This window comes from Nocardioides luteus (assembly GCF_000960475.2).
Lineage (GTDB): Bacteria > Actinomycetota > Actinomycetes > Propionibacteriales > Nocardioidaceae > Nocardioides > Nocardioides luteus_A.
The window spans coordinates 42,285-64,985 of sequence record NZ_JZDQ02000021.1; the positions used below are offsets into that span (position 1 = coordinate 42,285).

Genomic DNA, 22,701 nt, shown 5'->3' on the forward strand with positions numbered 1-22,701 from the left:
AGCCCGCCGACCGGGTGATGGGATCAGCCTCCCGGCTGGGTGACGCCGTTGACCGTCAGGGTGTAGCGCGCCGGGTCGGGCACGCTCTCCGTCGGGTCGTCGAACATCACGATCGCCGCGACCGTCTGGGCACTGTCACCGATCGCCGCCTCGAGGTCGGCACCACTGACCGTGCCGTCGAACGAGTCGTCCAGCGCGAGGGTGTGCACCCATGCGGGCGAGCCCGCCGGGCCGTACGCCACCAGCTGGACGGTCCAACCCTCGACCGGGGTCGGGTGGACCTGCGACGCCGACTGCCATCCGCTCAGGGTGTCGCTGGGCAGCGCGGTGCCTCCGACAGCGATGTTGCGTACCCAGAAACCGGACTCGTCGACCCCAGAGTCGGTGACGTAGCGGAACGCCACCAGCACGCTCTGCCCGCCGTACGCCGACAGGTCGGCGCTCTGCGAACGCCAGCCTCCGGAGTCGCCGGAGAAGCCGGGCAGGTTGTCGACCACGGTCGGGATGGCACCGGGGTCGTGCTCGCTGGTCGTGTCGGCGGTGGCCAGGCTGTGCCAGCTCGCGCCACCGTCGGTGGAGACCTGGACGAAGCCGAAGTCCCATCCGGGCTCGGCGTCCCAGAGGGCGTCGAAGGTCAGCGACGCCCCGCCGGCCGGCACGTCGACCGACCGCACCACTGCCCGGTCGAGGTTCGGCCCGCAACCCGAGTAGAGGGCTGCCGCCCCGGTGCCGTCGGCAGGCGGCGAACCGCAGCTGCTGTCGGCCGTGGTGGCCGTCGGCGGGGTCGTGTCGACCGTCCATTCGACCGGCTTCGGCTCCAGCGACGTCGCGCCGTCGAAGCTCAGCGAGTCGATCTGGCCGGCGGAGAGGTAGGCCCCGCCACCGTCGCGCAGGCGTACGTAGTCCGAGCCGTTCGGCGGTGCGCCGTTCTCGTTCCACGCCTCCGGGTTGTCCCAGTTGATCTTCGCCGAGAGCGAGCTGGCCCGGAACCGCGCCGCGTCGCCACCGGTCAGGTTGCCGCCGTTGGCGTCCAGCGCCGCATCGAGAGCCATCGCGGCCGCCCAGTCGTGCACCGTCTGCTGAGCAGAGACGCCGGCACCGAACTGGTCGAGCACGGCCTGGAGCCCGGCGAGACCGCCGGCATCCTCGCGGTGCAGCGCGCCGAGGAAGTCCGACCCGTAGTGGCTGGCCAGATACTCCATGAACGAGTAGACCGCGCCGTAGTCGCACAGCGTCTCCGGCCCACCCTGGTCGCCCCAGCCGGTCAGCGAGTTCTCCGGGCCACCGAACGCCGGATCGAGATAGCCCATGAAGCAGGCCAGGTGCGAGTCCGCTCCGGGATCGTCAGGCGGCGTGCTCGGGTCGACGAAGCCGACCAGTGTCTGGGCGTAGTCCGAGAGCCCCTCGTTGACCCAGGAGACCTCGTCGGGGTCCTCGTAGTACTCCAGCAGGTGCTGGTACTCGTGCGCGAACGTGCCCTCGTAGAGCAACGGCCGAGACGCTCCGATCTGCCGTCCGGCAGCGGTGTTCAGCTCCTGGTTGCAGGCGACGTACGCCGGATCGGTGCTGTCGTCGGGCGGGTTGGTGCCGGTGCGGTGCAGCCAGTCGAAGACGTCGATGCTCATCACGTTGCGGTCGAAGTACTCGTTGAAGACCGAGTAGAAGAAGCCCGCGATGTAGGTCTGCCCGTCAGGGCTGGTCGGCTCGTAGAAGTTGGCGTCCCGGACGTTGTCGACCAGCACCACGATGTTGTCGCCGTCGCCCTTGTACTCCGAGGACGGCAGGTTGGGGATCAGCCCTGGCAGGACGGCCTGCTTGCCGTCCCGGTCCGGCGGGACCGAGAACTCCCTCGACTCGATCGGGTAGATCGTGTCGTCGAACTCCGAGATGAAGTTCGAGATCTGGGCGTCGGTGACCTCGGTCAGGCCGAGGTCGTTGCGGCAGTCGCCGGCCGGGAACGCCCGGTCGTTGGCGACCCACACCTCGATGTTGTCGCCGACACCGCGCAGCGTGTAGTCCTTGAGATAGAGACTTCCCTGGAAGTCGTCGAGCCCCAGCCAGGTGCGGCTCTGGCCGACCTTCGCGGGTCCCTTCGGCGGCTGACCGTGCACGTCGCCCCGGTGCCTCTCGATGCCGAGGCGCTTGCCGTCGTTGTAGTCGGACCCGGTCTGCTTGAGCTCCTTGGCGGCCCGGCCACGATCGTCGTCCGAAGGCGGCGCGCTGCCGGCGGGTGCGCCGGGCAACGTCAGACCGAGGACGAGCGCTCCTGCGGCTCCGATGGTGAGGAGCCGCCCTCTCTTCCAACCCCGCATGCGTGGTTCTCCCTCCACTCGTTCATGCTGCGCCCGAGATCGCTGCGGGAGTACGGTCCGATGTGATGTGCGTCACGGACCTGGAAGCAGTCAAGCACCGGGCGAACGCGAAGGGAAGATCGAATTTCGGCATGTTTGCGTGGAGTGGCGTGGCCAGAACGAGCCGGCGAGCGTGTCGACAACGTGTCGACAAATCGGTGAGACCACATGTCGCCGAGTGGAGTCCGGCGAGGGCGATGCCGATCGCCCGGTCACTCCCGGAACAGGCCGATGATGTTGCCGCCGGGGTCGCGGAACATGGCGAAGAACCCGGCGCCCGGGATCTCGGTCGGCGGCACGACGGTCTCACCGCCCAGCTCCCCGACGCGCTCGAGCGTGCCGTCGAGGTCGTCGGTCGAGGCGTACACCGTGACGTAGGCGGGCATCTCGTCACGCGTCTGCATGATGCCGCCGCCGATGCCGCCCTCCGCGGCTGTCACGAGCCAGTAGTCGGGGCCGGCCCCCTGGATGTCCCAGCCGAACAGGTCTCGGTAGAACCCGATGAGTCGCTCGCCGTCGGCTCCGGCGATCTCGAAGTGCACCACAGGATGTGCCATGACTGTCTCCTTCCGTCTCGGTCGAGCATCCGACGAGCCGGCGCGGAGACCACAGGGGCGAAGTGCCGCTACGGCCGGTCCTTGGTCCCCGACCGGCGGAGGCTCGAGAACCCCAGACCCACCAGGGAGATCGCGACCACCCCCATGACTCCCTGAAGCGGATCGAGCCCGACGAACGGCACCTGGACCAGCAGCTCGACGGCGAGCAGTGCGCCGGCTCCGATCGCGGCGGGTCCCATCCAGTACGACCGGCGCCACGCCAGGGTGGCCGTGCCGGCGCAGGGCGCCGCGACGCTCGCAGCCAGCCACAGCCCAGGGATCACCCACGAGTCCAGCCCCAGTGGTCTCAGGTCGCTCACCGGCGGGGTGAAGGTGCCGGTGAGGAGCTGGACCGATCCGACGGCCGCGGCCGCGGCGGTCAGCGCGGAGACGACACCGACCGTACGTCTCCACGCCGGCGCCGGCGCGATCACGCCAGCGCTCGGTGCACTCACCGCTCTCGCCTCGACGAGACGGTTCCCGCGTGCGACCCGCCGAGGTCCAGAGCGATCGCGAGGATCAGGGTGCCGGTCCAGACGTTGACCGGGTCCAGTTGGAGGGGTTCGTGGGCTCCCACGATGTTCGCGATGAACCAGACGATGAACCAGATGATCGTCATGGAGATCCCACCTTTCCGCTGCGTACACGACTGCGCCTGCCGTCGACGCTAGGTGCTCCCGCACCCCGCCGGGAGGGACGAACTTCCCGTACGCGGGGACAGTGGTCCTCGACCCGGACGCAGAGCCGGCACGTCACGGGCCGCCCGGGGCCGAGGACTCACCGAAGGGGGCCTTTGGACCGCTGCACCCGGCATGGCCGGCTCCTAGCGTCGAGGACGAGGGGACAACCGACCTAAGGGGGACGTCACCATGGATGACCGGAACATCTCGGCTGAAGAGCGGACCGAACCGCCGGCGATCACGTCGGAGGAGGAGCTCCGCCTCGCCGCCGTCAAGCGCCTGAAGAAGCGCCGAGACCTGGCAGGTCACGTACTCGTGTACGTCCTGGTGAACGGGGCGCTCGTGGGAATCTGGGCGATCCTCACGCCGGATTCGTTCTTCTGGCCGCTGATCGTCCTGCTCCTGTGGGGGATCGGCCTCGTGATGAACGTCTGGGACGTGTACCTGGCAGCCGAGCCGAGCGAGGCCAGCATCGCGCGCCAGATGGACCGGCTGCGCAAGCGGACCTGACAAAGGACGGAGACGAAGATGATGTACGCAGCAGTAGGTGACCGGCTGGTCGTCCGTGGCCACAACGTCGGCGAGCCGGTCCGTGACGCCGAGATCCTCGAGGTCCACCACGAGGACGGCAGCCCGCCCTACGTCGTACGTTGGTCCGACACCGGCCACGAGGCGCTGGTGTTCCCCGGCTCGGACGCCTTCGTGGAGCACTTCGAGCACGAGGCCCGCCCGCACGAGCATCGGTGAGACCGACCGGGCATCAGGAGCCCAGGAGCACCCGTTCCCCCAGCCGGGGAACCACGGCCACGATGCCGAGCTCGTCCTGGATCCGGTCGGCCAGGGCTCGCGACGACGTGGGCTCGCCGTGCACGACATAGACGGTCTGCGGGAGCTCGGGCGCCGAGGCGACCCAGGCGACCAGCTCGTCGGCGTCGGCGTGCACGCTGAAGTCCAAGATCGCGACCACCTCCGCGCGGACCGGGACGTACCGGCCGTGCATCTTGACCGCCCGGGCACCCTCGACCAGCTGTCTGCCGCGGGTGCCCTGCGCCTGGTAGCCGGTGAGCACGACGCTGTTGCGGGGGTCGGGAAGCTGGCGGAGCAGGTGGTGGACGACGCGGCCGCCGGTGGCCATGCCGGAGGCGGAGATGATGATGCACGGACCCTTGGGGCGATTGAGCTGCTCGGAGGCGGCGGCGTCCCGGATCCGGTGGACGTCGAGGTGCTCGAGATCCCGCAGCGGCGCCGCCCGCTTGCTGTCGAGCTCGTCGCTGTGCGCGCTCAGCGCCGCTCGGTAGACGTCCAGCGCGGCCAGGGCCATCGGGCTGTCCACGAAGATCGGGACCTGTGGGATCCGGCCGGCACGGCGGAGCCGGAGCAGCTCGAGCAGCACCAGCTCGGTCCGGTCCACCGCGAACGCCGGGATCAGCACGACCCCGCCACGGTCCATCGTGCGGCGTACGGCGTCGGCGAGGGCGTCAGGATCGGCCGGCGGATGCCGTCGGTCGCCGTAGGTCGACTCGAGCACCATGGCCGAGGCGGCGGGCGGCTTGACGGGCGGCCGCAGGATCGGATGACCCGGCCGGCCCAGGTCGCCACTGAACACCACCCGCTCACCACCGATGTCGACGACCGCCACCGACGAGCCGAGGATGTGGCCGGCGCGCTGCAGCGTCACGTTCATCCCGTCGACCGGCCGGGGCTCGCCGAACGCCACCGGGTGCAGGTGCTCCAGCGTCCGTTCCACGTCGGCCGACGTGTAGAGCGGCAGGGCCGGGTCGTGCCTCGACCAGCCGCCCTCGTTGGCATAGCGCGCATCCTCCTCCTGGAGGTGCGCGCTGTCGCGGAGCACGATCGCGGCGAGCGCGGCGGTGCCCGGCGTGCACAGGACCTCACCGGCGAACCCCTCGCTCACCAGCCGGGGCAGGTAGCCGGTGTGGTCGAGGTGGGCGTGGGTGAGCACGACGGCGTCGATGTCCGCGGGTGCCACCGGGAACGGCGCCCAGTTGAGCCGCCGCAGCTCGCGCAGGCCCTGGTAGAGGCCGGCATCGACCAGCAGCCGATCGGAACCGTCCGTCACCAGGAACCGGCTTCCGGTCACCGTGCCGGATGCCCCGAGGAACACCAGCGCGGGATGCGTCGAACGGGATGCGCCGGAGTCGATGTCGCCGACGGCAAGGGTCTCGGAGTGCGCCATCGGGCTTCCCTTCGCAGGTGATGGTGTCACCACGCTGCGGCATCCGTCAGGCCGCGGGGAGGGCCATACGGCCTTCGCGGACGTGACCGATGACCTGATCGTCCTCAGCCCTGCTGACGGAGGTAGCGACCGAAGTGAGGGACGGTGAAGGCGATCCGGCCGCGTTCACCCGAGTAGATCAGGCCCTTCTTCATCAGCGCGTCGCGCGCCGGGGAGAGCGACTGCGGCTTCTTGTTGAGGAACGCGGCGACGTCGGCGGTGGCGACGGTGCCGATGTCGTCGGCGCCCAGCTCGACGGCGGCGTCGGCCATCGCGCGCAGGTAGTCCCGCTCGGCGGGCGTGGCGCGCTCGTAGCGGGAGCCGAAGAAGCCGACCGCGAGCTCCCGCTCGGCCTCGGGGGCGGCGACCTTCACGTCCTCGACCGTGATCGGGGAGCGGGGCGCCTGGTCCCACACGGTCTTGCCGTAGGCCTGGATGAAGTAGGGGTAGCCGCCGGTGGCGGCGTACATCTCGGCGAGGGCGTCGGGCTCGAACTCGGCCTCCTCCTCGCCCGCCGGGGCGGCGAGGGCGCGGTCGGCGGCCTCGCGCTCGAGGCGGTCGATGCGCTGGTAGGAGAAGAGCCGCTCGGAGTAGGACTTGCTCGCCGAGAGCACGGCCGGAAGGTGTGGCAGGCCGGCACCGACGACGATCACCGGCAGCCCCGACTGACTGATCTCGTGGCAGGCCGCGCACATCGCCGAGACGTCGTCCGGACCGAGGTCCTGCATCTCGTCGATGAAGACACCGACGCCCTTGCCGACGTCCGCGGCGAGCCCGCCGACGTCGGTGAGCAGCTCGACCAGGTCGATCTCTATGTCACCGGAGTCGGCCCGCCCCCGCACCGCCGGGGCCTCGATGCCCGGCGACCACTGCTCGCGCAGCTTGGCGTTGGGCCCCGCCTCCCGCTGGGCGAAGCTCCGGATCACACCGAGCACGTGGTCGACGTCGTCGGCGTTCGGATGGCCCAGCTCCCGCACCGCCTGGTGGAGTGCGCTCGACAGCGGCCGGCGCAGCGACTGGTCGGGGCGTGCCTCCATCTTCCCGGTGCCCCAGCCCTTGCGGACCGCCGCGGAGCGCAGGGTGTTGAGCAGGACCGTCTTGCCGACGCCGCGGAGTCCGGTGAGCACCAGCGACCGCTCCGGCCGACCGCGCGCCACCCGCTCCAGCACCACGTCGAACTGCCCGAGCTGCTCGTCACGACCAGCGAGCTCCGGGGGCCGCTGGCCGGCGCCGGGAGCGTACGGATTGCGGATGGGGTCCATGATCAGACGATATCCACATCTCTAGGACGCGTCTTAGATTTCCCTAGCGAGCCAGATCTTTCACGAACGTAGGTCTCTATTCGTCTTTCTAGGATTCATCCTAGAAAGACGCAGACTCTTACATCGACCGCTGGCCTCGAACGTGTGTTCGAGGATAGTCGGATTCCCTCCCGTGTGCAAGCCACACGATCTAGACTCGCGGACATGCCGGAACTCCCCGAGGTGGAAGCGCTCGCCGAGGACCTGCGCGGGCGCCTCGACGGCCGTGCGATCACGAAGGTGCACGTCGCCCAGTTCAGCGCCCTGAAGACGTACGATCCGCCGCTGACCGCGGTCGAGGGCACACTCGTCGACAACGTGACCCGCCACGGGAAGTTCATCGACATCGAGGCCAGCGGCGTCCACCTGGTGCTCCACCTGGCCCGCGGCGGCTGGATCCGGTGGCGCGACGAGATCCCCGCCGCGCCGCCGCGGCCCGGCTCCAAGTCGGGGCTGGCGATCCGGATCGTGCTCGACGACGACACCGGGCTGGACATCACCGAGGGCGGCACCAAGAAGCGTCTGGCGCTCTACGTCGTCCACGACCCGCAGGACGTACCCGGCGTCGCCTCCCTCGGACCCGACCCGCTCGCCGACGACTTCACCCTGGACCGGTTCCGCGAGATCCTCGCAGGTCAGGGCCGCAAGCAGATCAAGGGTGTGCTGCGGATGCAGTCGATCATCGCGGGCATCGGCAACGCCTATTCCGACGAGATCCTGTGGGCCGCGAAGATGTCGCCGTTCAAGCCGGCCGAGATGACCGAGGAGGAGTCGGAGAGCCTCTACACGGCACTGCGGACGACGCTGAAGGAGGCCGTCGAGCGCGACTCCGGCCTGGCGATGAGCGAGCTCAAGGGCGAGAAGAAGAGCAACCTCGCCGTCCACGGCAAGGCGGGCAAGAAGTGCCCGGTCTGCGGTTCCACGATCCTCGAGGTGAGCTTCGCCGACTCGAGCCTGCAGTACTGCCCCACCTGCCAGACCGGCGGGAAGCCGCTCGCCGATCGCCGGATGTCCCGGCTTCTCAAGTAGGCTTGTCGGGTGAGCATCCCCACCGTCGAGATCGCCGGCGTGCCCGATCCCCTGCCCGTGGCAGTCCTGGATGTCCGCGAGGCCGACGAGTGGGCCGCGGGCCACATCGAGGGCGCGACCCACATCCCGCTCCAGGAGCTCCCGGCGCGCCTCGGTGAGCTTCCCGAGGGCCAGACCCTGGTGGTCTGCAAGGTCGGCGGCCGCAGCGCCCAGGCGGTGAACTACCTCGCCCAGCAGGGCTACGAGGTGGTCAACCTCGCCGGCGGCATGCTCGACTGGGCCGCTGCCGGGCGGCCGATGGTCAGCGAGACCGGCGCCGAGGCGTACGTCCTCTAGGACCCTTCTGCGGGAGGGCCGCCGAACGCCTCCGGGAGCGGCAGCCTGAGCGCCTTCTCCAGGCGGTCGAGGTAGTCGTTGCGCGCCACCTCGACGACGCCGAGCGAGGCGAGGTGGTCGGTGCGCCACTGCACGTCCAGGATCCGCTGGTCGATCGAGCCCGCCTCGCGCAGTGCGGAGACCAGCCCGACCAGGGCGACCTTGGACGCGTCGCGGACCCGGTGGAACATCGACTCCCCGGCGAAGAGCCCGCCGATGGCGACCCCGTAGAGGCCGCCGGCCAGGCGTCCGTCCTGCCAGGCCTCGACCGAGTGTGCCCAGCCCAGCTCGTGCAGCCTGCCGTACGCCCGGCGGATCCGCCTGTCGATCCAGCCGTGGGGCCGGCGCGGATCGGCGCACGAGGCGACCACCTCGTCGAAGCTGGTGTCGATCCTGATCTCGAAGTCCCGCACCGACCGTCGCAGGGATCGGGAGACGACGAGCCCGTCCAGCGGAAGTACGCCGCGCCTGACCGGCGAGAACCACATCATCGGATCGCGCGGGGACTCACCCGGCATCGGGAAGATCCCGTGACGGTACGCAGCCAGGAGTGTCCCGGGCGCGACGTCCGCGCCCATACCCACCAGATCGTCCAGCTCCGCCCCACCATGGGCGCCCGCGCCGGGGTCCCGAAGGTCGGCGAAGGCCCACGGCGACGGTTCCGGTTCGATCGGACCCCCAAGATTCGCCACGACGAAACGTTATCGCCCCCGGCGGCTCCAACCACCACACACTTAAGATTTGCCTCATGATCGGTCCCAAGTCAGTGCTCACCAGTGCGGCGGGCCGCCTCGCGCCCAAGGTCATCCAGTCCGCGCCGGGCGTGACCACCAACGTGGTCCGGCAGGCGCTGCACCACGCCATCGTCGGCGTCGGCCCGCTCCCGGCGGCCGCCGCGGCCGCCGAGAAGCACCTCGAGGACCACGACGGCGACGTCGAGCTCGCCGTGAAGCACGTCATCGACAACCATGTCCGGCTCGCCGGCGTGGGCGGCTTCGCGACCAACATCGGCGGTCTGGTCACCCAGGCCCTGACCCTCCCGGCCAACATCACCGGGATGGCGATCATCCAGTGCCGCATGGTGGCCGCGATCGCGCATCTGCGTGGCTATGACCTGACCGATCCTCGCGTACGCAACGCCATCCTGCTCACCCTGCTGAGCGAGGAGAAGGTGAGCAAGCAGATCAAGGAGCGGAAGATCCCCGCTCCGCCGATGGCCGTCGCGACCGCTCCGGCCTACGACCGCGCGATCGACGACCTGGTCGCCGCCGAGGTGGCCCAGGAGCTGATCGGCCGGGTCGCCGGCAAGCGCATCGTCTCGATGGTCGCCAAACGGGTCCCGCTGGTCGGCGGCGTCGTCGGGGCCGGCACCGATGGCTGGATGACCTACCAGATCGGTCGCTACGCCTCGCGCGAGCTGCTGCCGCGCCGCCGCGAGATCCGCTAGCGACGCACGAAGCGGTAGACCTTCAGGATCGCCCGGCCCCACCAGCGACGCTCGAGGCCGTGGAGGGCGCGCTGCTTCGGCACCAGCGACCGGGCGTGGTCCAGCTCGGCGCGCAGCCCGGCGACCTCGTCCTCGAGCCGGGCCTCGGACTTGCGCAGCCGGATGGCCTCCTGGAGCAGCGCGTCGATGGTCGCGACGCCGGCGTCGAGGACCTCGCGCGAGGAGATCGTGTCGGGGTCGACGAACGGCTTGCCCGCCAGGTCGGCAGGGACCAGCAGCTCCTCCAGCCCGCCGACCACGTCGTAGCCGCGTCCCGACAGCGCCTTGACCCAGCTCTCGGAGAGCGACTCGACCCAGGGCAGGATCGACGGGGAGAGTGCCAGGCGCGCGGAGTCGCGGCGCTTGGCCAGCGTGCGGTGGGCCAGGAACTCGCGTACGAACGGCCGGTAGTCGGCCGGCTCGAGCACCGGCACGACCGCCAGGTTGATCTCGCGGAGCAGGGCCGCCTCGGGTACGCCGAGGGACGGGTTGCCTCGATCGATCCCCTCGAAGTCGATGGTGAGGTCGTCGAGGCCGAAGGCGGTGGAGAACCGCTCCCACAGCAGCGTCGACGGCGACCCCGGAGGCGGGACGGTGATCAGGTGGACGCGCTCGGGCGCGATGCCCTGGGTCCACCGGTCGAGGATGTCGGGCAGCTCCTGGACGCCCCAGAACCACGACCCGATGCGTCCCTCGCGGGCAGGGTCGCGGATCTCCTCGAGGAACTCGGCGTAGGTCACGACCGAGCGGTGCTTGACGTTCTCCTGCCACTCGGCCGGGATCTGCCGGGCCAGGTCGCGCGCGGAGAGCATGATGTGGATCTCGGAGTCGCCCAGCGAGTCCAGCGCGTGCTTGGCCTGCTGCCACGACGCGCTCGCCAGGATCTCGTGGGAGATGATCACGGTGCCGTTCTCGACGGCACGCACCTTCTCCGCGAGCGCGTCCCAGGCCCCGGTCGCCTCCTCCTCGATGCCGCCCCAGGGCAGGTCCATCAGGTCGAGGGCCGCCAGGAAGTGGGCGTCGAAGCGGTCGGCGAAATAGTGGACCCCCTGCTCGGCGAGGGACTCCCGGTTGTGGAAGAGGACGTCTTGAAGATAGGAGGTTCCCGTCTTCGGGGTGCCGACATGAAGCAGCACGCGCCGCCCAGTCTCCAACGTTCTACTCCTCTAGGAACGCCCCGCCATCAATGACAACGCGAGCGCCAGCGCCCGGCGCTCATCGGGACCCTGTGTCGCCTTCCCCGAGGGGAGCAACAGGTCAGGGTCTCCGTGGAGAGCGTATCCGGCTTCCACCAATGCATCACGTTGGGCCCGCGCCTGTGTTTCGACCCAATCAAAACTTTCCGCGGGCACGCCGACCTCCCGAGCGTCCGGGACGAGGAGCTCGAGCTTCTCCAACCGTGGCCTGAGCTGGTCGACCAGCAGCGTGCGCTGGGTCTCGAGATCGGTTCGTACGCTGAGCACCTGCCCGATCACGCGCGCGATTTCGTTGCCCTCGGCCGAGATCGGCCAGGGGCCGGGCACGCTGTCGACACCGAGCAGACCGGGCAGCAGGGCGGGGTCGGTGACGATCTCGACACGGCCCTTCCCGACCCGGTCGGCCCACCAGCGGGCGATCCGGGGCAGGTCGGCCCGGGGACCGAGCCAGCCGCGCCACTGCGCGTCGCGGATCCAGATGTTCCACGGGTTGACGCGGTTGGTGAAGGTGCGGAACTTCCAGGCACCGGCGGCGACCTCGTCCAGCGGGCCACCGAGGACGTAGACGATGAAGCCCTTGCCGCCGGGCAGCCTCCCCTGCCGCTCCAGCTCCTCACGGATGGGCAGCGTCAGCCACGGGGAACCGACCAGGCGGTAGGGGAATCTCTGCTGGTCGGGCTCCACCTTCGGGCGTCGGCGGCGCCACCGTCGCGGGCGCGGCACCGGTGTGGTCTCCACGGTGTCCAGCAGGTCCTCCGCGAGCCGTACGCTCGCCGCCCTCAGCAGCTCCCGCGGCGACAACGTCGCCGGATCCACCGGCAGCGGGCCGTACGTCCTCGTCTCGGTGTCCCCGAGCAGCGGAAGGTCGCGGCGGCCGCGGCCGGGAGGGCTCGTGCGCAGCAGGGCATCGACCCGGCCGACGTCCGATGGGCCGGTCTCGTTGAGCCGCCGCAGCAGCTCGAGCATCTCGGCACCCGGCAGGTGGTCGGTCGTGAAGGGCGTGGCGGGCTCGGACCAGGATGTCCACGGAGTCGTCCCACCCTCGCGCAGGTGCGCGGCCCAGCCCCAACCCCTGGTGGGTGTCGGCATCAGGAGCGTCGCCCCCGGACCCGGCGCATGACCCTGGCCGCACGGGAGGCGACCGGCCCCTGCGGCGGGTCGGTGCGGGCTGCCTCCACCACGACGGCGACCAAGGCGTCGATCGCCGCGTCGGCGACGTCCTTGGTGCGAGGCGCGTCCGGGTCGACCCACTCGACGCCGGCCTCGGGCCGCTGCGGACGGAGATCGTCGAGGTCGCCGGCGATGTCGACCTTGGCGAGCTCGGCCCACTCGATCCAGGAGTCGGCCACCTCGTCGGCCCAGTCGAATGCGGTCGGCGGCATGGTGACCCGCTCGCGGCCGTCGCGGTGGGCGAGAGTGCGCTTCGCGATCACGTCGGTGACCAGGTGGCGGTAGTCCTCGCGGGTGAGCTCCTGCGACTCGAGACGAGCGTTGAGCCGGCGCAGCAGGGTCGCCTCGGCGCGGCCGAGGGACTGGTTGTGGCGGTCGCTGTCGATCGGGGTCCACGACTCCTCGATCCCGACGACCTCGCAGAACCGCCGCCACAGCACCTCGCTCGGCGCCCCGTCGTGCGGCACGGTGATCAGGTGCACCCGCTCCGGCGGCAGGTTGCGACCCCAGCGACTGAGCACGTCGGGCAGGCCGTGCGTACGCCAGAACCAGGCGGCCGAGCGCGACTGCTTCGCCGTCTGCATCCGCTCGAGATAGCGGGCGAAGGTGACCTTGCGCTCGCGCTGCATCTGGTCCTGCCACTCCGCCGCCAGCACGCGCGCGATGTCGCGGGCGGTGTAGACGATGTGGACCTCGGTGCGGCCGCCCTCGCCGAGGTCGGTCATCGCCTTCTCGACCCGGTCGGGCCGGGCGCCGGCGAAGAGGTGGTGGCTGATCAGGATCGTCTCGGACTCGTGGCGGCGCACCCGCTTGACCAGCGTGTCCCACTCACCATGGACGGTCTTCCTCATGCCGCCCCACGGCCGGTCGATCAGGTCGAGCGCCGGCCGGAAGAAGTCCGGCTCGTTCCCGACCGGATAGAAGACGCCATGATTCTCCAGGGACACCCGGTTGTGGAACAACCTGTCCTGGAGGTACGTCGTGCCCGTCTTCGGAGCGCCGACGTGGAGAAAGACTTTGCGCGCCATGATCCCGCTATTCTGCACCAAGTTAGTAGAGATTGTCGCGGCGGTCCGTCTTTTTGTCACCCGGCCGTCACTCTTGGGTGCAGTCTAGGCCGTGTCACCACCTACGAGCGCAGGGCACGTACGACGGCCGAGGGACTCGGTCTGCCGAGGTGGCCGGCGAGCCAGCTGCTCGTGTCGGCGACCTTGTCGAGATCCACACCGTGCTCGATCCCCAGCCCGTCGAGCATCCAGAGCAGGTCCTCGGTGGCCAGGTTGCCGGTCGCACTCTTGGCGTACGGACAGCCGCCCAGGCCACCCGCACTGGCGTCGTAGGTGGTCACGCCGCACTGGAGCCCGGCGAGGGTGTTGGCCAGCGCCTGGCCGTACGTGTCGTGGAAGTGCAGCGCGAGGCGCTCGGTCGGGACGCCTTCTTCCTCGAATGCCTTGATCAGCGCCTTCACGTGACCTGCGGTCGCGACCCCGATCGTGTCGCCGAGGCTGAGCTCGTCGGCCCCGAGGTCGAGGAGCCGCTTGCCCGCCTCGACCACCTTCGCGATCTCGACCTGGCCCTCCCAGGGGTCACCGAAACACATCGAGAGGTAGCCGCGGACGGTCATGTTCGCGTCCTTGGCCCGGGTCATCGTCGGCTCGAACATCGCCCACTGCCCATCGAAGGTCTGGTTGAGGTTCTTGTTGGCGAACGTCTCCGTCGCGCTGCCGAAGACCGCGATGTGCCGCAGGCCCAGCTCCAGGGCGCGGTCGAGACCCTTCTCGTTGGGCACGAGCACCGGGAGCTCTCGCGCCCGGTCGCCGAGCCGGTCGACCAGCTCCTCCATGAGCTGCTTCGCGTCGGCCAGCTGCGGCACCCACTTCGGGTGCACGAAGCTCGTCGCCTCCACCGGGCTCAGCCCGGCGTCGAGCAGCCGGGTGATCAGGTCCGCCTTGACGCCGGTGTCGATCGCCGTCTTCTCGTTCTGGAGGCCGTCACGCGCACCGACCTCGTAGATCGTGATCCTGCTGGGCAGGTCGTCGTGGCGTACGACTGCGGGGAGGCGGTGTCCCGAGCCTGTCGAAGGGTCACTCATGCTTGCCAACCTAATCCTCGTCGATCTGACAGATACGAGACAGAGATCTGAGAGCGCCTTGCGAGACCGTCGATCCGACGCTCGGACAGCCAGGTCCGAGCCTGGTCGATAGGCAGGTCCTCACATGACGAACCCGACTCTCACCATGTTGCGGACGCATCGTCCGCATCGTTCTGCGGCTGTTCTCCTGGCCGCTGTGGTCACGACGATCGTCACCGCCGCCGGGCTGATCGCAGGCTTCGCCACGCCGGCGTCGGCCGCCACCCAGACCTACAAGAACCAGGCGACCGGCCTGTGCCTGGAGGACACCACGACCGAGCCGCGCACCGCGGCCTGCGCCGGCGTGTCCACGCAGCAGTGGATCGTGACGGCCTGGAACGACGGCACCCGTCGTTTCCAGAACGGCAAGACCGGCGAGTGCCTGCACGCCCAGCTCGGCACCGGCACCGGCGTCATCTTCCTGCGCAGCCTGCCCTGCAACGACAGCGAGGAGCAGAGCTGGTGGATCAAGCGCTGGGCGGACGGCACCATCAGGTTCCAGAACGAGGCCTACGGCTGGTGCATCCAGGATCCGTACGTCGGCGGCCTGGCCGAGTGCGACAGCAGCACGAACCAGAGCTGGTACTGACGGATCACTCCCCATCGGGCGACACCACGAACAGCTCCGCCCCCAGAGGCACCTGCGAGCCGGCACCAGCACCGACCACGGTGACGGTGCCGGCGAACGGGGCCTTGAGGGAGACCTCCATCTTCATCGCCTCCATGACACCGAGGACCTGGCCCTCCTCGACGGTGTCGCCGACCCGGACGCGGACGTCGATGACGGTGCCCGGCATCTTGGCCTCGACGGCTCCGTCGCTGTGGTGGGCGGCGGCGCCGGCGACGCGGTCGGGCGGCGAGAAGTCGAAGCGGTGTCCTTGGTGGACGATCTCGGCGAGACCGGGCTGGACGTTGACGACCGCCCGGTGACGTACGCCGTCGACGACGGCCACGAGGACGTGGTCGGCCGCGCTGAGCTGCCGGACGAGGTGAGTGGCGACATCGCTGGACACGCGGCCGGAGGGGCGGTCGACGGTGACGCTCCGGTCGAGATCGACGATGGTCGGGGCCGGGGAGCCGGAGAGCCGCCAGCCGTCGGCGCGGAACGGCGTCGTGGTGTCCGAGACTGCCGAGAGCATCGCGCTCACCCAGGCGACGAGCGTGCGCGGCACGTCGGAGTCCGGGACGGGCACCTCGTTGCGGTCGAGCCAGGCGGTGTCGATCTCGGCGTCGCGGAAGGCGTCGGAGGCGGCCAGCACGCGGAGGAAGCCGGTGTTGGTGGTCAGCCCGAGGACGGCGGTCGAGTCGAGCGCCTCGACCATCGCCGCCCGGGCCTCCTCACGATCGGCACCGTGGACGATGACCTTGGCGAGCATCGGGTCGTAGGCGGTGCTGACCACCTGGTCGCTCTCCAGCGCGTGCTCGACGCGTGCGCCTTCGGGCCAGCGCACGATGCTCGTCCGGCCGGCCTGCGGCAGGAAGCCCTCGAAGGCGTCCTCCGCGTAGACCCGGACCTCGATGGCGTGGCCGTCGATGCGTACGTCCTCCTGGGCGATGCCCAGCGGCTCGCCGGCAGCGACCCGGAGCTGCAGGGCGACGAGGTCGGCGGCGGCGCCGTCGATGCGCACCGCCTCCTCGGTGACCGGGTGCTCGACCTGGAGGCGGGTGTTCATCTCCAGGAAGTAGGCCTCGCCGGAGGCCTCGTCGAGGAGGAACTCGACGGTGCCGGCACCGGTGTAGTCGACCTGGCGGGCGAGCGCGACGGCGCTGGTCAGGACCAGGTTCCGCTGCTCGTCGGTCAGCGTCGGGGCGGGCGCCTCCTCGATCACCTTCTGGTGGCGGCGCTGCACGGAGCAGTCGCGCTCGAAGAGGTGGATGACGTTGCCGTGGGTGTCGCCGAAGACCTGCACCTCGATGTGACGGCCACGCTCGACGTACTTCTCGATCAGGAGGGTCTCGTCGCCGAACGCGCTCAGCGCCTCGCGGGCTGCCGCGGCGCGGGCCTCGTCCAGCTCCTCCGGCGAGCGGACGATGCGCATGCCCTTGCCGCCACCGCCGGCCGCGGCCTTGACCAGCAGCGGATAGGGGCTGTCCTCGCCCCGCGGAACGACGGGTACGCCGGCAGCGACCGCGATCTCACGGGCAGCGTCCTTGCGGCCCATCTGCTCGATGACCTCGGGCGTGGGGCCGACCCAGGTCAGCCCCGCCTTCGCCACCGCGCGTGCGAACTCGGCCCGCTCGGAGAGGAAGCCGTAGCCCGGGTGGATCGCCTCGGCACCTGCCTCGGCGGCCGCGCTGACCACCGCGTCCGCGTCGAGGTAGGACGCCACCTCGACGGCTTCGTCGGCGTCGCGTACGTGGGGTGCGTCCGCGTCGAGCGCGGTGTAGATGGCGATCGTCCGGATGCCGAGCTCGCGGCAGGTCCGGAAGACGCGGCGCGCGATCTCGCCACGGTTGGCGACCAGAACACTCTCGAACACGGCCATCACATCCTGAAGATTCCGTAGTTGGGCTCGGGCGTGGGCGCGTTCGCCGCGACCGCGAGCCCCATCGCCAGCACCCGTCGGGTATCGGCGGGGTCGATGATGCCGTCGTCCCACAGCCGCGCGGTGGCGTAGTAGGGGGAGCCCTGGGTCTCGTACTGGTCCCGGATCGGCGTCTTGAACTCCTCGTCGTCCGGCTTGCCGGCGACGGTCGCGAGAACCGATGCGGCCTGCTCGCCGCCCATGACGGAGATGCGCGCGTTGGGCCACATCCACAGGAACCGCGGGTCGTAGGCCCGCCCGCACATGCCATAGTTGCCGGCGCCGTAGGAGCCGCCGATGACGACGGTGAACTTCGGGACCACCGAGCAGGCGACGGCCGTGACGAGCTTGGCGCCGTCACGAGCGATGCCCTTGTTCTCGTACTCCTTGCCCACCATGAACCCGGTGATGTTCTGCAGGAACACCAGCGGGATGCCGCGCTGGTTGCACAGCTCCACGAAGTGAGCGCCCTTGAGCGCCGACTCGGAGAAGAGGATGCCGTTGTTGGCGACGATGCCGACCGGCTGCCCCTCGATCCGGGCGAACCCGCAGACCAGCGTCTCGCCGTAGAGCTGCTTGAACTCCTGCAGCTTCGACCCGTCGACGATGCGGCGGATCACCTCGCGGACGTCGTAGGGCGTCCGGGTGTCGGCAGGAACCACGTCGACGAGCGTCTCGGGGGACTCGGCCGGCTCGTCGTAGCCGGTCCCGGTGGTCGAGCTTGTCGAGACCTCCTGCTCCGGCAGCGTCGAGACGATGCCCCGGACGATCTCGAGGGCGTGCTTGTCGTCGTCGGCGAGGTGGTCGACCACACCGGACTTCGTGGCGTGGACGAGCCCGCCGCCGAGCTCCTCGGCGGTGACCTCCTCGCCCGTGGCCGCCTTCACCAGCGGCGGCCCGCCGAGGAAGATCGTGCCCTGGTCGCGCACGATCACGGTCTCGTCGCTCATCGCCGGCACGTACGCACCGCCCGCGGTGCACGAACCCATGACCGAGGCGATCTGCGGGATGCCCTTCGCGGACATGTTGGCCTGGTTGAAGAAGATCCGGCCGAAGTGCTCGCGGTCGGGGAAGACCTCGTCCTGCTTCGGCAGGAACGCGCCACCGGAGTCGACGAGGTAGATGCACGGGAGGCTGTTCTCCGCGGCGATCGTCTGCGCCCGGAGATGCTTCTTGACGGTCAGCGGGTAGTAGGTGCCGCCCTTCACGGTCGCGTCGTTCGCGACGATCATGCACTTGCGGCCGCTCACCAGCCCGATGCCTGCGATCACCCCCGCCGACGGCACCGCCCACTCGTCGCCGTCGTCGTACATCCCGTACGCCGCCAGCGGAGCCACCTCCAGGAACGGTGACCCGGGGTCGAGGAGTCCGTCCACCCGGTCGCGCGGGAGCAGCTTCCCGCGGTCGGTGTGCCGTTGCCGGGAGCGTTCGCTCCCTCCTTGCCGTACGCGCTCGAGCCGCTCTCGCAGCTCGAGGGTCAGCTCGCGCAGATTCGCCGCCATGGAAGGAGGTTAACGTTCATTAACCTCGTGTGACAAGCCCCACGGCGATCCCGCCCGGGCTGGCGCTACTCGGCGAGGGCCGCTCGGGCCATCTTGGTGAGCACCTGGCGCGTGGATTCCTCCGGCAGGACCCGGTTGTGCGGGGTGGAGTTGATGAGCCCGAAGACGGCGTGGGCCATGGCGCGGGCGTTGTCGCGCGTCAGCGACGGGTCGCGGTCGCGGAGCTGGTCGGCCCAGAGGTCGACGTACTTCCGCTGCAGGGTGCGCACCTGCTCGCGCGCCTCGTGCGGGAGCGACTGCCAGTCACGCTCCTGGACGACGATGAGGGCCCGGTCGCGCAGGGCGAAGTCGACGTGCCAGTCGATCAGTGCCTCGATGGCCTCGGCGGTGCCCGAGGCCCCCTTCACCCGGGCGCGTCCTTCGCGGAGCAGCTCCTGCGAGATCGAGACGAGCATCTCGGCGAGCATCGCGTCCTTGCTCGGGAAGTGCTTGTAGAGCGCCGGGCCGGAGATGCCACAGGCAGCGCCGAGCTCGGAGACGGAGACACCGTGGAAGCCGCGGGCCGCGAAGAGCTCGGCCGCGGTGTCCAGGATCTGCTCGCGCCTGGTCTTCGTCGTGGCCGAGGTCATTGCATGAGGTTATCGCGTGATCACCACAGGCATCTCACTCCTCGAGCAGGTGGCGTGCCCGGAGCACCGCGTCGAGCGCGATCTCGACGTCGTCGACCTGGTCTCGGGTCGCCTCGCCGGGCGCAGCGTTCTCGACCGCTGCGGGCCCGTCGTCGCGGTCCCCGGGAAGCTGCCTCCGCAGCCGGCCCAGCAGCTCCTCACGCTCCGCCCCACGCAGATGGAGCAGGGCGGACGCGTCGCGATCGAGCGTCCAGCAGAGCTGGTGGAGCACCGCGAGCGAGTGGCCGCACACCGCATGCCAGTGCCCGCACGTGCAGGTCACCGCGAGCTCCTCGCCGTAGGGGACCAGCTCGACCCCGGCCTCCTCGGCGTGCTCGGCCACATCCAGCGGAAGCTCGCCGACGAGGAGCGCCTCGGCCCGGGCGGCCGAGGCACCGAGGACCTCCGAGAGCGCGGCGACGTCGTCCGCGCTCAACACCGGAACCGTGCCGGCCACCGTCCACAGCCCGCGCTCGTCGTCGACCGCGGCCGCGAACCGGCCGGCCTCGACGACCAGGCCTCCGATCCGCCCCGAGCGGGCGAGCGAGCGGGCCCCGGAGAGCTGGTTGTCGTCGTAGGCCAGCTCCTCGATCGCCCGCAGGAACGCCCGCCCCCACCACGACTCGACCTTCACCATCCCGCGCCGGTGCGGCTCGCGGGCGAAGGTCAGGACGTTGCTCATGAGGCGATCCGGCGGCGTTTCCGGCGCTTCTGGGGACCGAGCTTGACCAGCTCGCGGAGCTCGGCGTTGGACAGCTCGGTGAAGGCGGCCTCGCCGGCCCCGAGGACCGCGTCCGCCAGGACCCGCTTGCGCTGCAACAGCTCGGCGACGCGCTCCTCGACGGTGCCCTGGGTGATGAGCCGGTGCACCTGGACCGTACGCGTCTGGCCGATGCGATGGGCCCGGTCGGTGGCTTGGTCCTCGACCGCCGGGTTCCACCATCGGTCGACGTGGATCACGTGGTCGGCCCGAGTCAGGTTGAGCCCGACCCCGCCGGCCTTGAGCGAGAGCAGGAAGACCGGCACCTCGCCGTCCTGGAAGCGCTCGACCATGCGCGAGCGCTCCGTCACCGGGGTGCCGCCGTGGAGGAACTGGTGCTCCACACCGGACGCGGCCCAGTGGGCCTCGAGGAGACGGGCCATCGCGACGTACTGGGTGAAGACGAGCACCGCCCCCGACTCCGCGAGCACGGTCGAGACCAGCTCGTCGAGGAGCTCGATCTTCTGCGACCGCCCGGTGATCCGGCCGCCCTCCTGCTTGAGGAACTGCGCCGGGTGGTTGCAGATCTGCTTGAGCCCGGTGAGCAGGCTCAGGACCAGACCGCGCCGCTGCGGGTCGTCGGCATCGAGCCGCTCGATCCGCGCCATCGCGTCGCGCACGTACGCCTCGTACAACACGGCCTGCTCCCGGGTCAGCGACAGCAGGTGGTCGGTCTCGGTCTTGGGCGGCAGCTCGGGAGCGACCCCGGGGTCCGACTTGCGGCGGCGGAGCAGGAACGGGCCGACCAGCGCGGCGAACTCCTTCGCCTTCCCGACGTCCGCACCGGCCTCGATCTGGCTCGCCCAGGCCCTCCGGAAGGCGAGCCGGCTGCCGAGCAGACCCGGCACGCACCAGTCGAGCAGGGCCCACAGCTCGGTCAGGTTGTTCTCCACCGGGGTGCCGGTCAGCGCCACCCGGGCGTGCGACGGGATCTCGCGGAGCGCCTTCGCGGTCGCCGAGGCGGCGTTCTTCACGTGTTGAGCCTCGTCGGCCACGACGAGCCCCCACGACATCGCGGAGAGCAGCTCGACGTCGCGCCGCATCGTCCCGTACGTCGTCAGCACGACACCCGTCGCCCCGTCGAGGTCGCGCTCGGACCCGTGATGGCGGCGCACCTCCACCTCGGGCGCGAACCGGGCGAGCTCGGCCTCCCAGTTGCCCAGCAGGCTGGCCGGGCACACCACCAACGTCGGCCCGGCGTGCTCCTTCTGGCGATGCAGGTGGAGCGCGATCGTCATCAGCGTCTTGCCGAGACCCATGTCGTCGGCCAGGCACCCGCCCAGGCCGAGCGAGGTGATCCCGGCCAGCCAGGTCAGCCCCTCGACCTGATAGCCCCGCAGCGTGGCCTGCAGCTCTGGTGGCACGTCGACCGCCGCACCGGACGTCGCCGCGATCACCTCGTCGCGCAGCCGCGCGATCGAGGCCCCGATGATCACCTTCTCGCCCGGCGCCGCCTCGGCGACCTCCGCCGGCACCTGGCCGGTCAGCGCGACCGCGAGCGCCTCGCCGCCGGTGATCCGCTTGAGCAGCCGCTTGCGCGCCCGGCGGAGCACCGAGGGATGGACGACCGCCCAGGCCCCTCGCAGCCGCAGCACCGGCCCCGCGGCAGCCGCCAACGCGTCCATCTCGGCAGCGTCGAGCGGCTCGCCGCCGAGCGCCACCTGCCACTGGAAGGCGAAGAGCCCCTTCTCTCCGAGCGGTGACTCGCGCATCAGGTCCTCGCGCGCCGCAGCGGACGTCGAAGGTGTCCGGTCGACCGCCACCGACGTCGTCAGGTCGCGCGACAGCGAGCGCGGCCAGAGCACGTCGACACCGCGCTCCTTGAGCCACTCGACCCCGTCCTCGAGGAGCCCCACGACCTCGTCGCTCGACAGCGTCAGCGACGAGGGCACCGGCAGGTCGAGCAGCCGGTCGAGCACCGGCCACGCCTCCGCGGCGCCGCGAAGAGCGACCTGCGCGTGCGTACGCGCCCGGGGGCCGAAGCCGTGATCGTCGCCCTCCGCCCACAACCGAGCCGCATCGGCCACGTGCAGCGGGTCGGCCTCGTCGTGCACCTGCGGCACCAACGTCAGCGACCCGGCGAGCAGATCCTCCTCGGGCGCCTCGACGCGGAAGGAGAGCCGCACCAACGACGGCAACGCGGCCGTCACCGGCCCCTCGTCTGTCCGATAGCGCGCCAGCCTGGTCTGCAGGGACTCCCGGAAGGCGCCCGACCCGGCCGCCTTCGGCGCCGAGGTGGGCACCGCGTCCGCCACCGCGGCCACGATCTCCCGCACCAGCTGCTCGGCCGCCTCGCCGTCGAGGTCGTCGTAGGCCCGCGACTCGGCCAGCAGCCGCACCCGCTCCTCGTCCTCGGGCTTGTAGCGGACCGCCCACGAACCATCGGCGGGCTCCAGCTGCCCCGCGGCCACGAACCGGAGACCGAGATGGGCTGCCGACGCGACCAGAGCGACCGAGGGATGCAGGTCGGAGGCTGCGTACGCCTTCTTCAGGACGGGCAGCGCGGCCCGCATCGGCAACGACACCGACCGCCGGGAGTCGACGAACTCCACGGCCGAGTCCCGCGGCGGCTGCGCCGGCCGGAAGACGGCGCGGCCGGTGACGGGTACGAAGGACATGGACACGACCGTAGCCGCCACCACCGACGGTTTCTCATCCTCGAGGATGAGAGGTTCGCTCCTCAGGGTTGAGGTGC

At 70.5% G+C, this 22,701-nt stretch carries 22 protein-coding genes; 6 read left to right on the top strand and 16 right to left on the bottom strand.

What is annotated here, in order from left to right; translation table 11 throughout:
• Nucleotides 1–23: 23 nt before the first annotated feature.
• The 4 genes from UG56_RS15675 to UG56_RS28415 form a co-directional block, all read right to left on the bottom strand.
• Complete coding sequence (locus tag UG56_RS15675) at nucleotides 24–2,312, bottom strand: immune inhibitor A domain-containing protein (protein ID WP_256206664.1); 2,289 nt, start codon at nucleotides 2,310–2,312, stop codon at nucleotides 24–26.
• A gap of 251 nt (nucleotides 2,313–2,563) precedes the next feature.
• Nucleotides 2,564–2,908, bottom strand: coding sequence for a VOC family protein (locus tag UG56_RS15680; RefSeq protein WP_045548694.1), 345 nt, complete (start codon nucleotides 2,906–2,908; stop codon nucleotides 2,564–2,566).
• Between the two features lie 68 nt (nucleotides 2,909–2,976).
• Nucleotides 2,977–3,402: a hypothetical protein gene (locus UG56_RS15685; RefSeq protein ID WP_143055061.1), complete on the bottom strand. Its 426-nt coding sequence runs from the start codon at nucleotides 3,400–3,402 to the stop codon at nucleotides 2,977–2,979.
• Nucleotides 3,399–3,566, bottom strand: coding sequence for a hypothetical protein (locus UG56_RS28415; protein WP_008355889.1), 168 nt, complete (start codon nucleotides 3,564–3,566; stop codon nucleotides 3,399–3,401). The genes UG56_RS15685 and UG56_RS28415 overlap by 4 nt, the downstream gene beginning before the upstream one ends.
• Before the next feature lie 250 nt (nucleotides 3,567–3,816).
• Between UG56_RS28415 and UG56_RS15690 the strand changes: the two genes are divergently transcribed.
• Together UG56_RS15690 and UG56_RS15695 are read left to right on the top strand one after the other, a co-directional pair.
• Entirely contained in the window at nucleotides 3,817–4,137 is a 321-nt protein-coding gene (locus UG56_RS15690) for a 2TM domain-containing protein (protein WP_045548696.1), read from the top strand.
• Nucleotides 4,138–4,158: 21 nt separating this feature from the next.
• The gene (locus UG56_RS15695) at nucleotides 4,159–4,374 is read left to right on the top strand and encodes a DUF1918 domain-containing protein (protein WP_045548712.1); all 216 of its coding nucleotides are present in this window, start codon (nucleotides 4,159–4,161) and stop codon (nucleotides 4,372–4,374) included.
• Between the two features lie 13 nt (nucleotides 4,375–4,387).
• Here the strand turns inward: UG56_RS15695 and UG56_RS15700 are convergent, their stop codons facing one another.
• Together UG56_RS15700 and UG56_RS15705 are read right to left on the bottom strand one after the other, a co-directional pair.
• A complete protein-coding gene (locus tag UG56_RS15700; RefSeq protein ID WP_084101118.1) occupies nucleotides 4,388–5,824 on the bottom strand; it encodes an MBL fold metallo-hydrolase RNA specificity domain-containing protein in 1,437 nt (478 codons plus the stop codon).
• A 104-nt stretch (nucleotides 5,825–5,928) separates the two neighbouring features.
• Nucleotides 5,929–7,125 carry an ATP-binding protein gene (locus UG56_RS15705; protein WP_045548697.1) on the bottom strand — a complete coding sequence of 399 codons (1,197 nt, stop codon included), beginning with the start codon at nucleotides 7,123–7,125 and terminating at the stop codon, nucleotides 5,929–5,931.
• Nucleotides 7,126–7,329: 204 nt separating this feature from the next.
• Here UG56_RS15705 and UG56_RS15710 point away from each other — a divergent pair, with 204 nt between their 5' ends.
• Complete coding sequence (locus tag UG56_RS15710) at nucleotides 7,330–8,193, top strand: Fpg/Nei family DNA glycosylase (protein ID WP_045548698.1); 864 nt, start codon at nucleotides 7,330–7,332, stop codon at nucleotides 8,191–8,193.
• A 9-nt stretch (nucleotides 8,194–8,202) separates the two neighbouring features.
• Nucleotides 8,203–8,529 (top strand): rhodanese-like domain-containing protein, encoded by a 327-nt coding sequence (locus UG56_RS15715; protein ID WP_045548699.1) that lies wholly within the window; start codon nucleotides 8,203–8,205, stop codon nucleotides 8,527–8,529.
• Here UG56_RS15715 and aat read toward each other — a convergent pair.
• The gene (gene aat / locus UG56_RS15720; RefSeq protein WP_045548700.1) at nucleotides 8,526–9,260 is read right to left on the bottom strand and encodes a leucyl/phenylalanyl-tRNA--protein transferase; all 735 of its coding nucleotides are present in this window, start codon (nucleotides 9,258–9,260) and stop codon (nucleotides 8,526–8,528) included. The two genes, UG56_RS15715 and aat, sit on opposite strands and share 4 nt — an antisense overlap.
• Nucleotides 9,261–9,316: 56 nt before the next feature.
• Between aat and UG56_RS15725 the strand changes: the two genes are divergently transcribed.
• A complete protein-coding gene (locus UG56_RS15725; RefSeq protein ID WP_045548701.1) occupies nucleotides 9,317–10,015 on the top strand; it encodes an EcsC family protein in 699 nt (232 codons plus the stop codon).
• Here the strand turns inward: UG56_RS15725 and UG56_RS15730 are convergent.
• The 4 genes from UG56_RS15730 to UG56_RS15745 all read right to left on the bottom strand — a co-directional run bounded on the left by UG56_RS15730 (nucleotide 10,012) and on the right by UG56_RS15745 (nucleotide 14,512).
• A complete protein-coding gene (locus tag UG56_RS15730; protein WP_045548702.1) occupies nucleotides 10,012–11,190 on the bottom strand; it encodes a hypothetical protein in 1,179 nt (392 codons plus the stop codon). The two genes, UG56_RS15725 and UG56_RS15730, sit on opposite strands and share 4 nt — an antisense overlap.
• Nucleotides 11,191–11,220: 30 nt before the next feature.
• The gene (locus UG56_RS15735; RefSeq protein WP_143055062.1) at nucleotides 11,221–12,339 is read right to left on the bottom strand and encodes a hypothetical protein; all 1,119 of its coding nucleotides are present in this window, start codon (nucleotides 12,337–12,339) and stop codon (nucleotides 11,221–11,223) included.
• Nucleotides 12,339–13,448, bottom strand: a complete 1,110-nt coding sequence (locus UG56_RS15740; protein WP_045548704.1) for a hypothetical protein — start codon at nucleotides 13,446–13,448, stop codon at nucleotides 12,339–12,341. The genes UG56_RS15735 and UG56_RS15740 overlap by 1 nt, the downstream gene beginning before the upstream one ends.
• Nucleotides 13,449–13,549: 101 nt before the next feature.
• Nucleotides 13,550–14,512 (bottom strand): hydroxymethylglutaryl-CoA lyase, encoded by a 963-nt coding sequence (locus UG56_RS15745; RefSeq protein ID WP_045548705.1) that lies wholly within the window; start codon nucleotides 14,510–14,512, stop codon nucleotides 13,550–13,552.
• A gap of 196 nt (nucleotides 14,513–14,708) precedes the next feature.
• Between UG56_RS15745 and UG56_RS15750 the strand changes: the two genes are divergently transcribed.
• Complete coding sequence (locus tag UG56_RS15750) at nucleotides 14,709–15,140, top strand: RICIN domain-containing protein (RefSeq protein ID WP_045548706.1); 432 nt, start codon at nucleotides 14,709–14,711, stop codon at nucleotides 15,138–15,140.
• 4 nt (nucleotides 15,141–15,144) lie between these two features.
• Here the strand turns inward: UG56_RS15750 and UG56_RS15755 are convergent, their stop codons facing one another.
• The 5 genes from UG56_RS15755 to UG56_RS15775 all read right to left on the bottom strand — a co-directional run bounded on the left by UG56_RS15755 (nucleotide 15,145) and on the right by UG56_RS15775 (nucleotide 22,624).
• Nucleotides 15,145–17,037 (bottom strand): acetyl/propionyl/methylcrotonyl-CoA carboxylase subunit alpha, encoded by a 1,893-nt coding sequence (locus UG56_RS15755; RefSeq protein ID WP_052693522.1) that lies wholly within the window; start codon nucleotides 17,035–17,037, stop codon nucleotides 15,145–15,147.
• Nucleotides 17,037–18,578: a carboxyl transferase domain-containing protein gene (locus tag UG56_RS15760; protein WP_045548707.1), complete on the bottom strand. Its 1,542-nt coding sequence runs from the start codon at nucleotides 18,576–18,578 to the stop codon at nucleotides 17,037–17,039. The genes UG56_RS15755 and UG56_RS15760 overlap by 1 nt, the downstream gene beginning before the upstream one ends.
• 65 nt (nucleotides 18,579–18,643) lie before the next feature.
• Nucleotides 18,644–19,207 (bottom strand): SACE_7040 family transcriptional regulator, encoded by a 564-nt coding sequence (locus tag UG56_RS15765; RefSeq protein WP_045548708.1) that lies wholly within the window; start codon nucleotides 19,205–19,207, stop codon nucleotides 18,644–18,646.
• Nucleotides 19,208–19,241: 34 nt separating this feature from the next.
• Nucleotides 19,242–19,928, bottom strand: coding sequence for an SWIM zinc finger family protein (locus UG56_RS15770; RefSeq protein ID WP_045548709.1), 687 nt, complete (start codon nucleotides 19,926–19,928; stop codon nucleotides 19,242–19,244).
• On the bottom strand, nucleotides 19,925–22,624 hold the full coding sequence (locus UG56_RS15775) for a DEAD/DEAH box helicase (protein WP_071327123.1): 2,700 nt from the start codon (nucleotides 22,622–22,624) through the stop codon (nucleotides 19,925–19,927). Before UG56_RS15775 ends, UG56_RS15770 begins: the two co-directional genes overlap by 4 nt.
• Nucleotides 22,625–22,701: the final 77 nt, after the last annotated feature.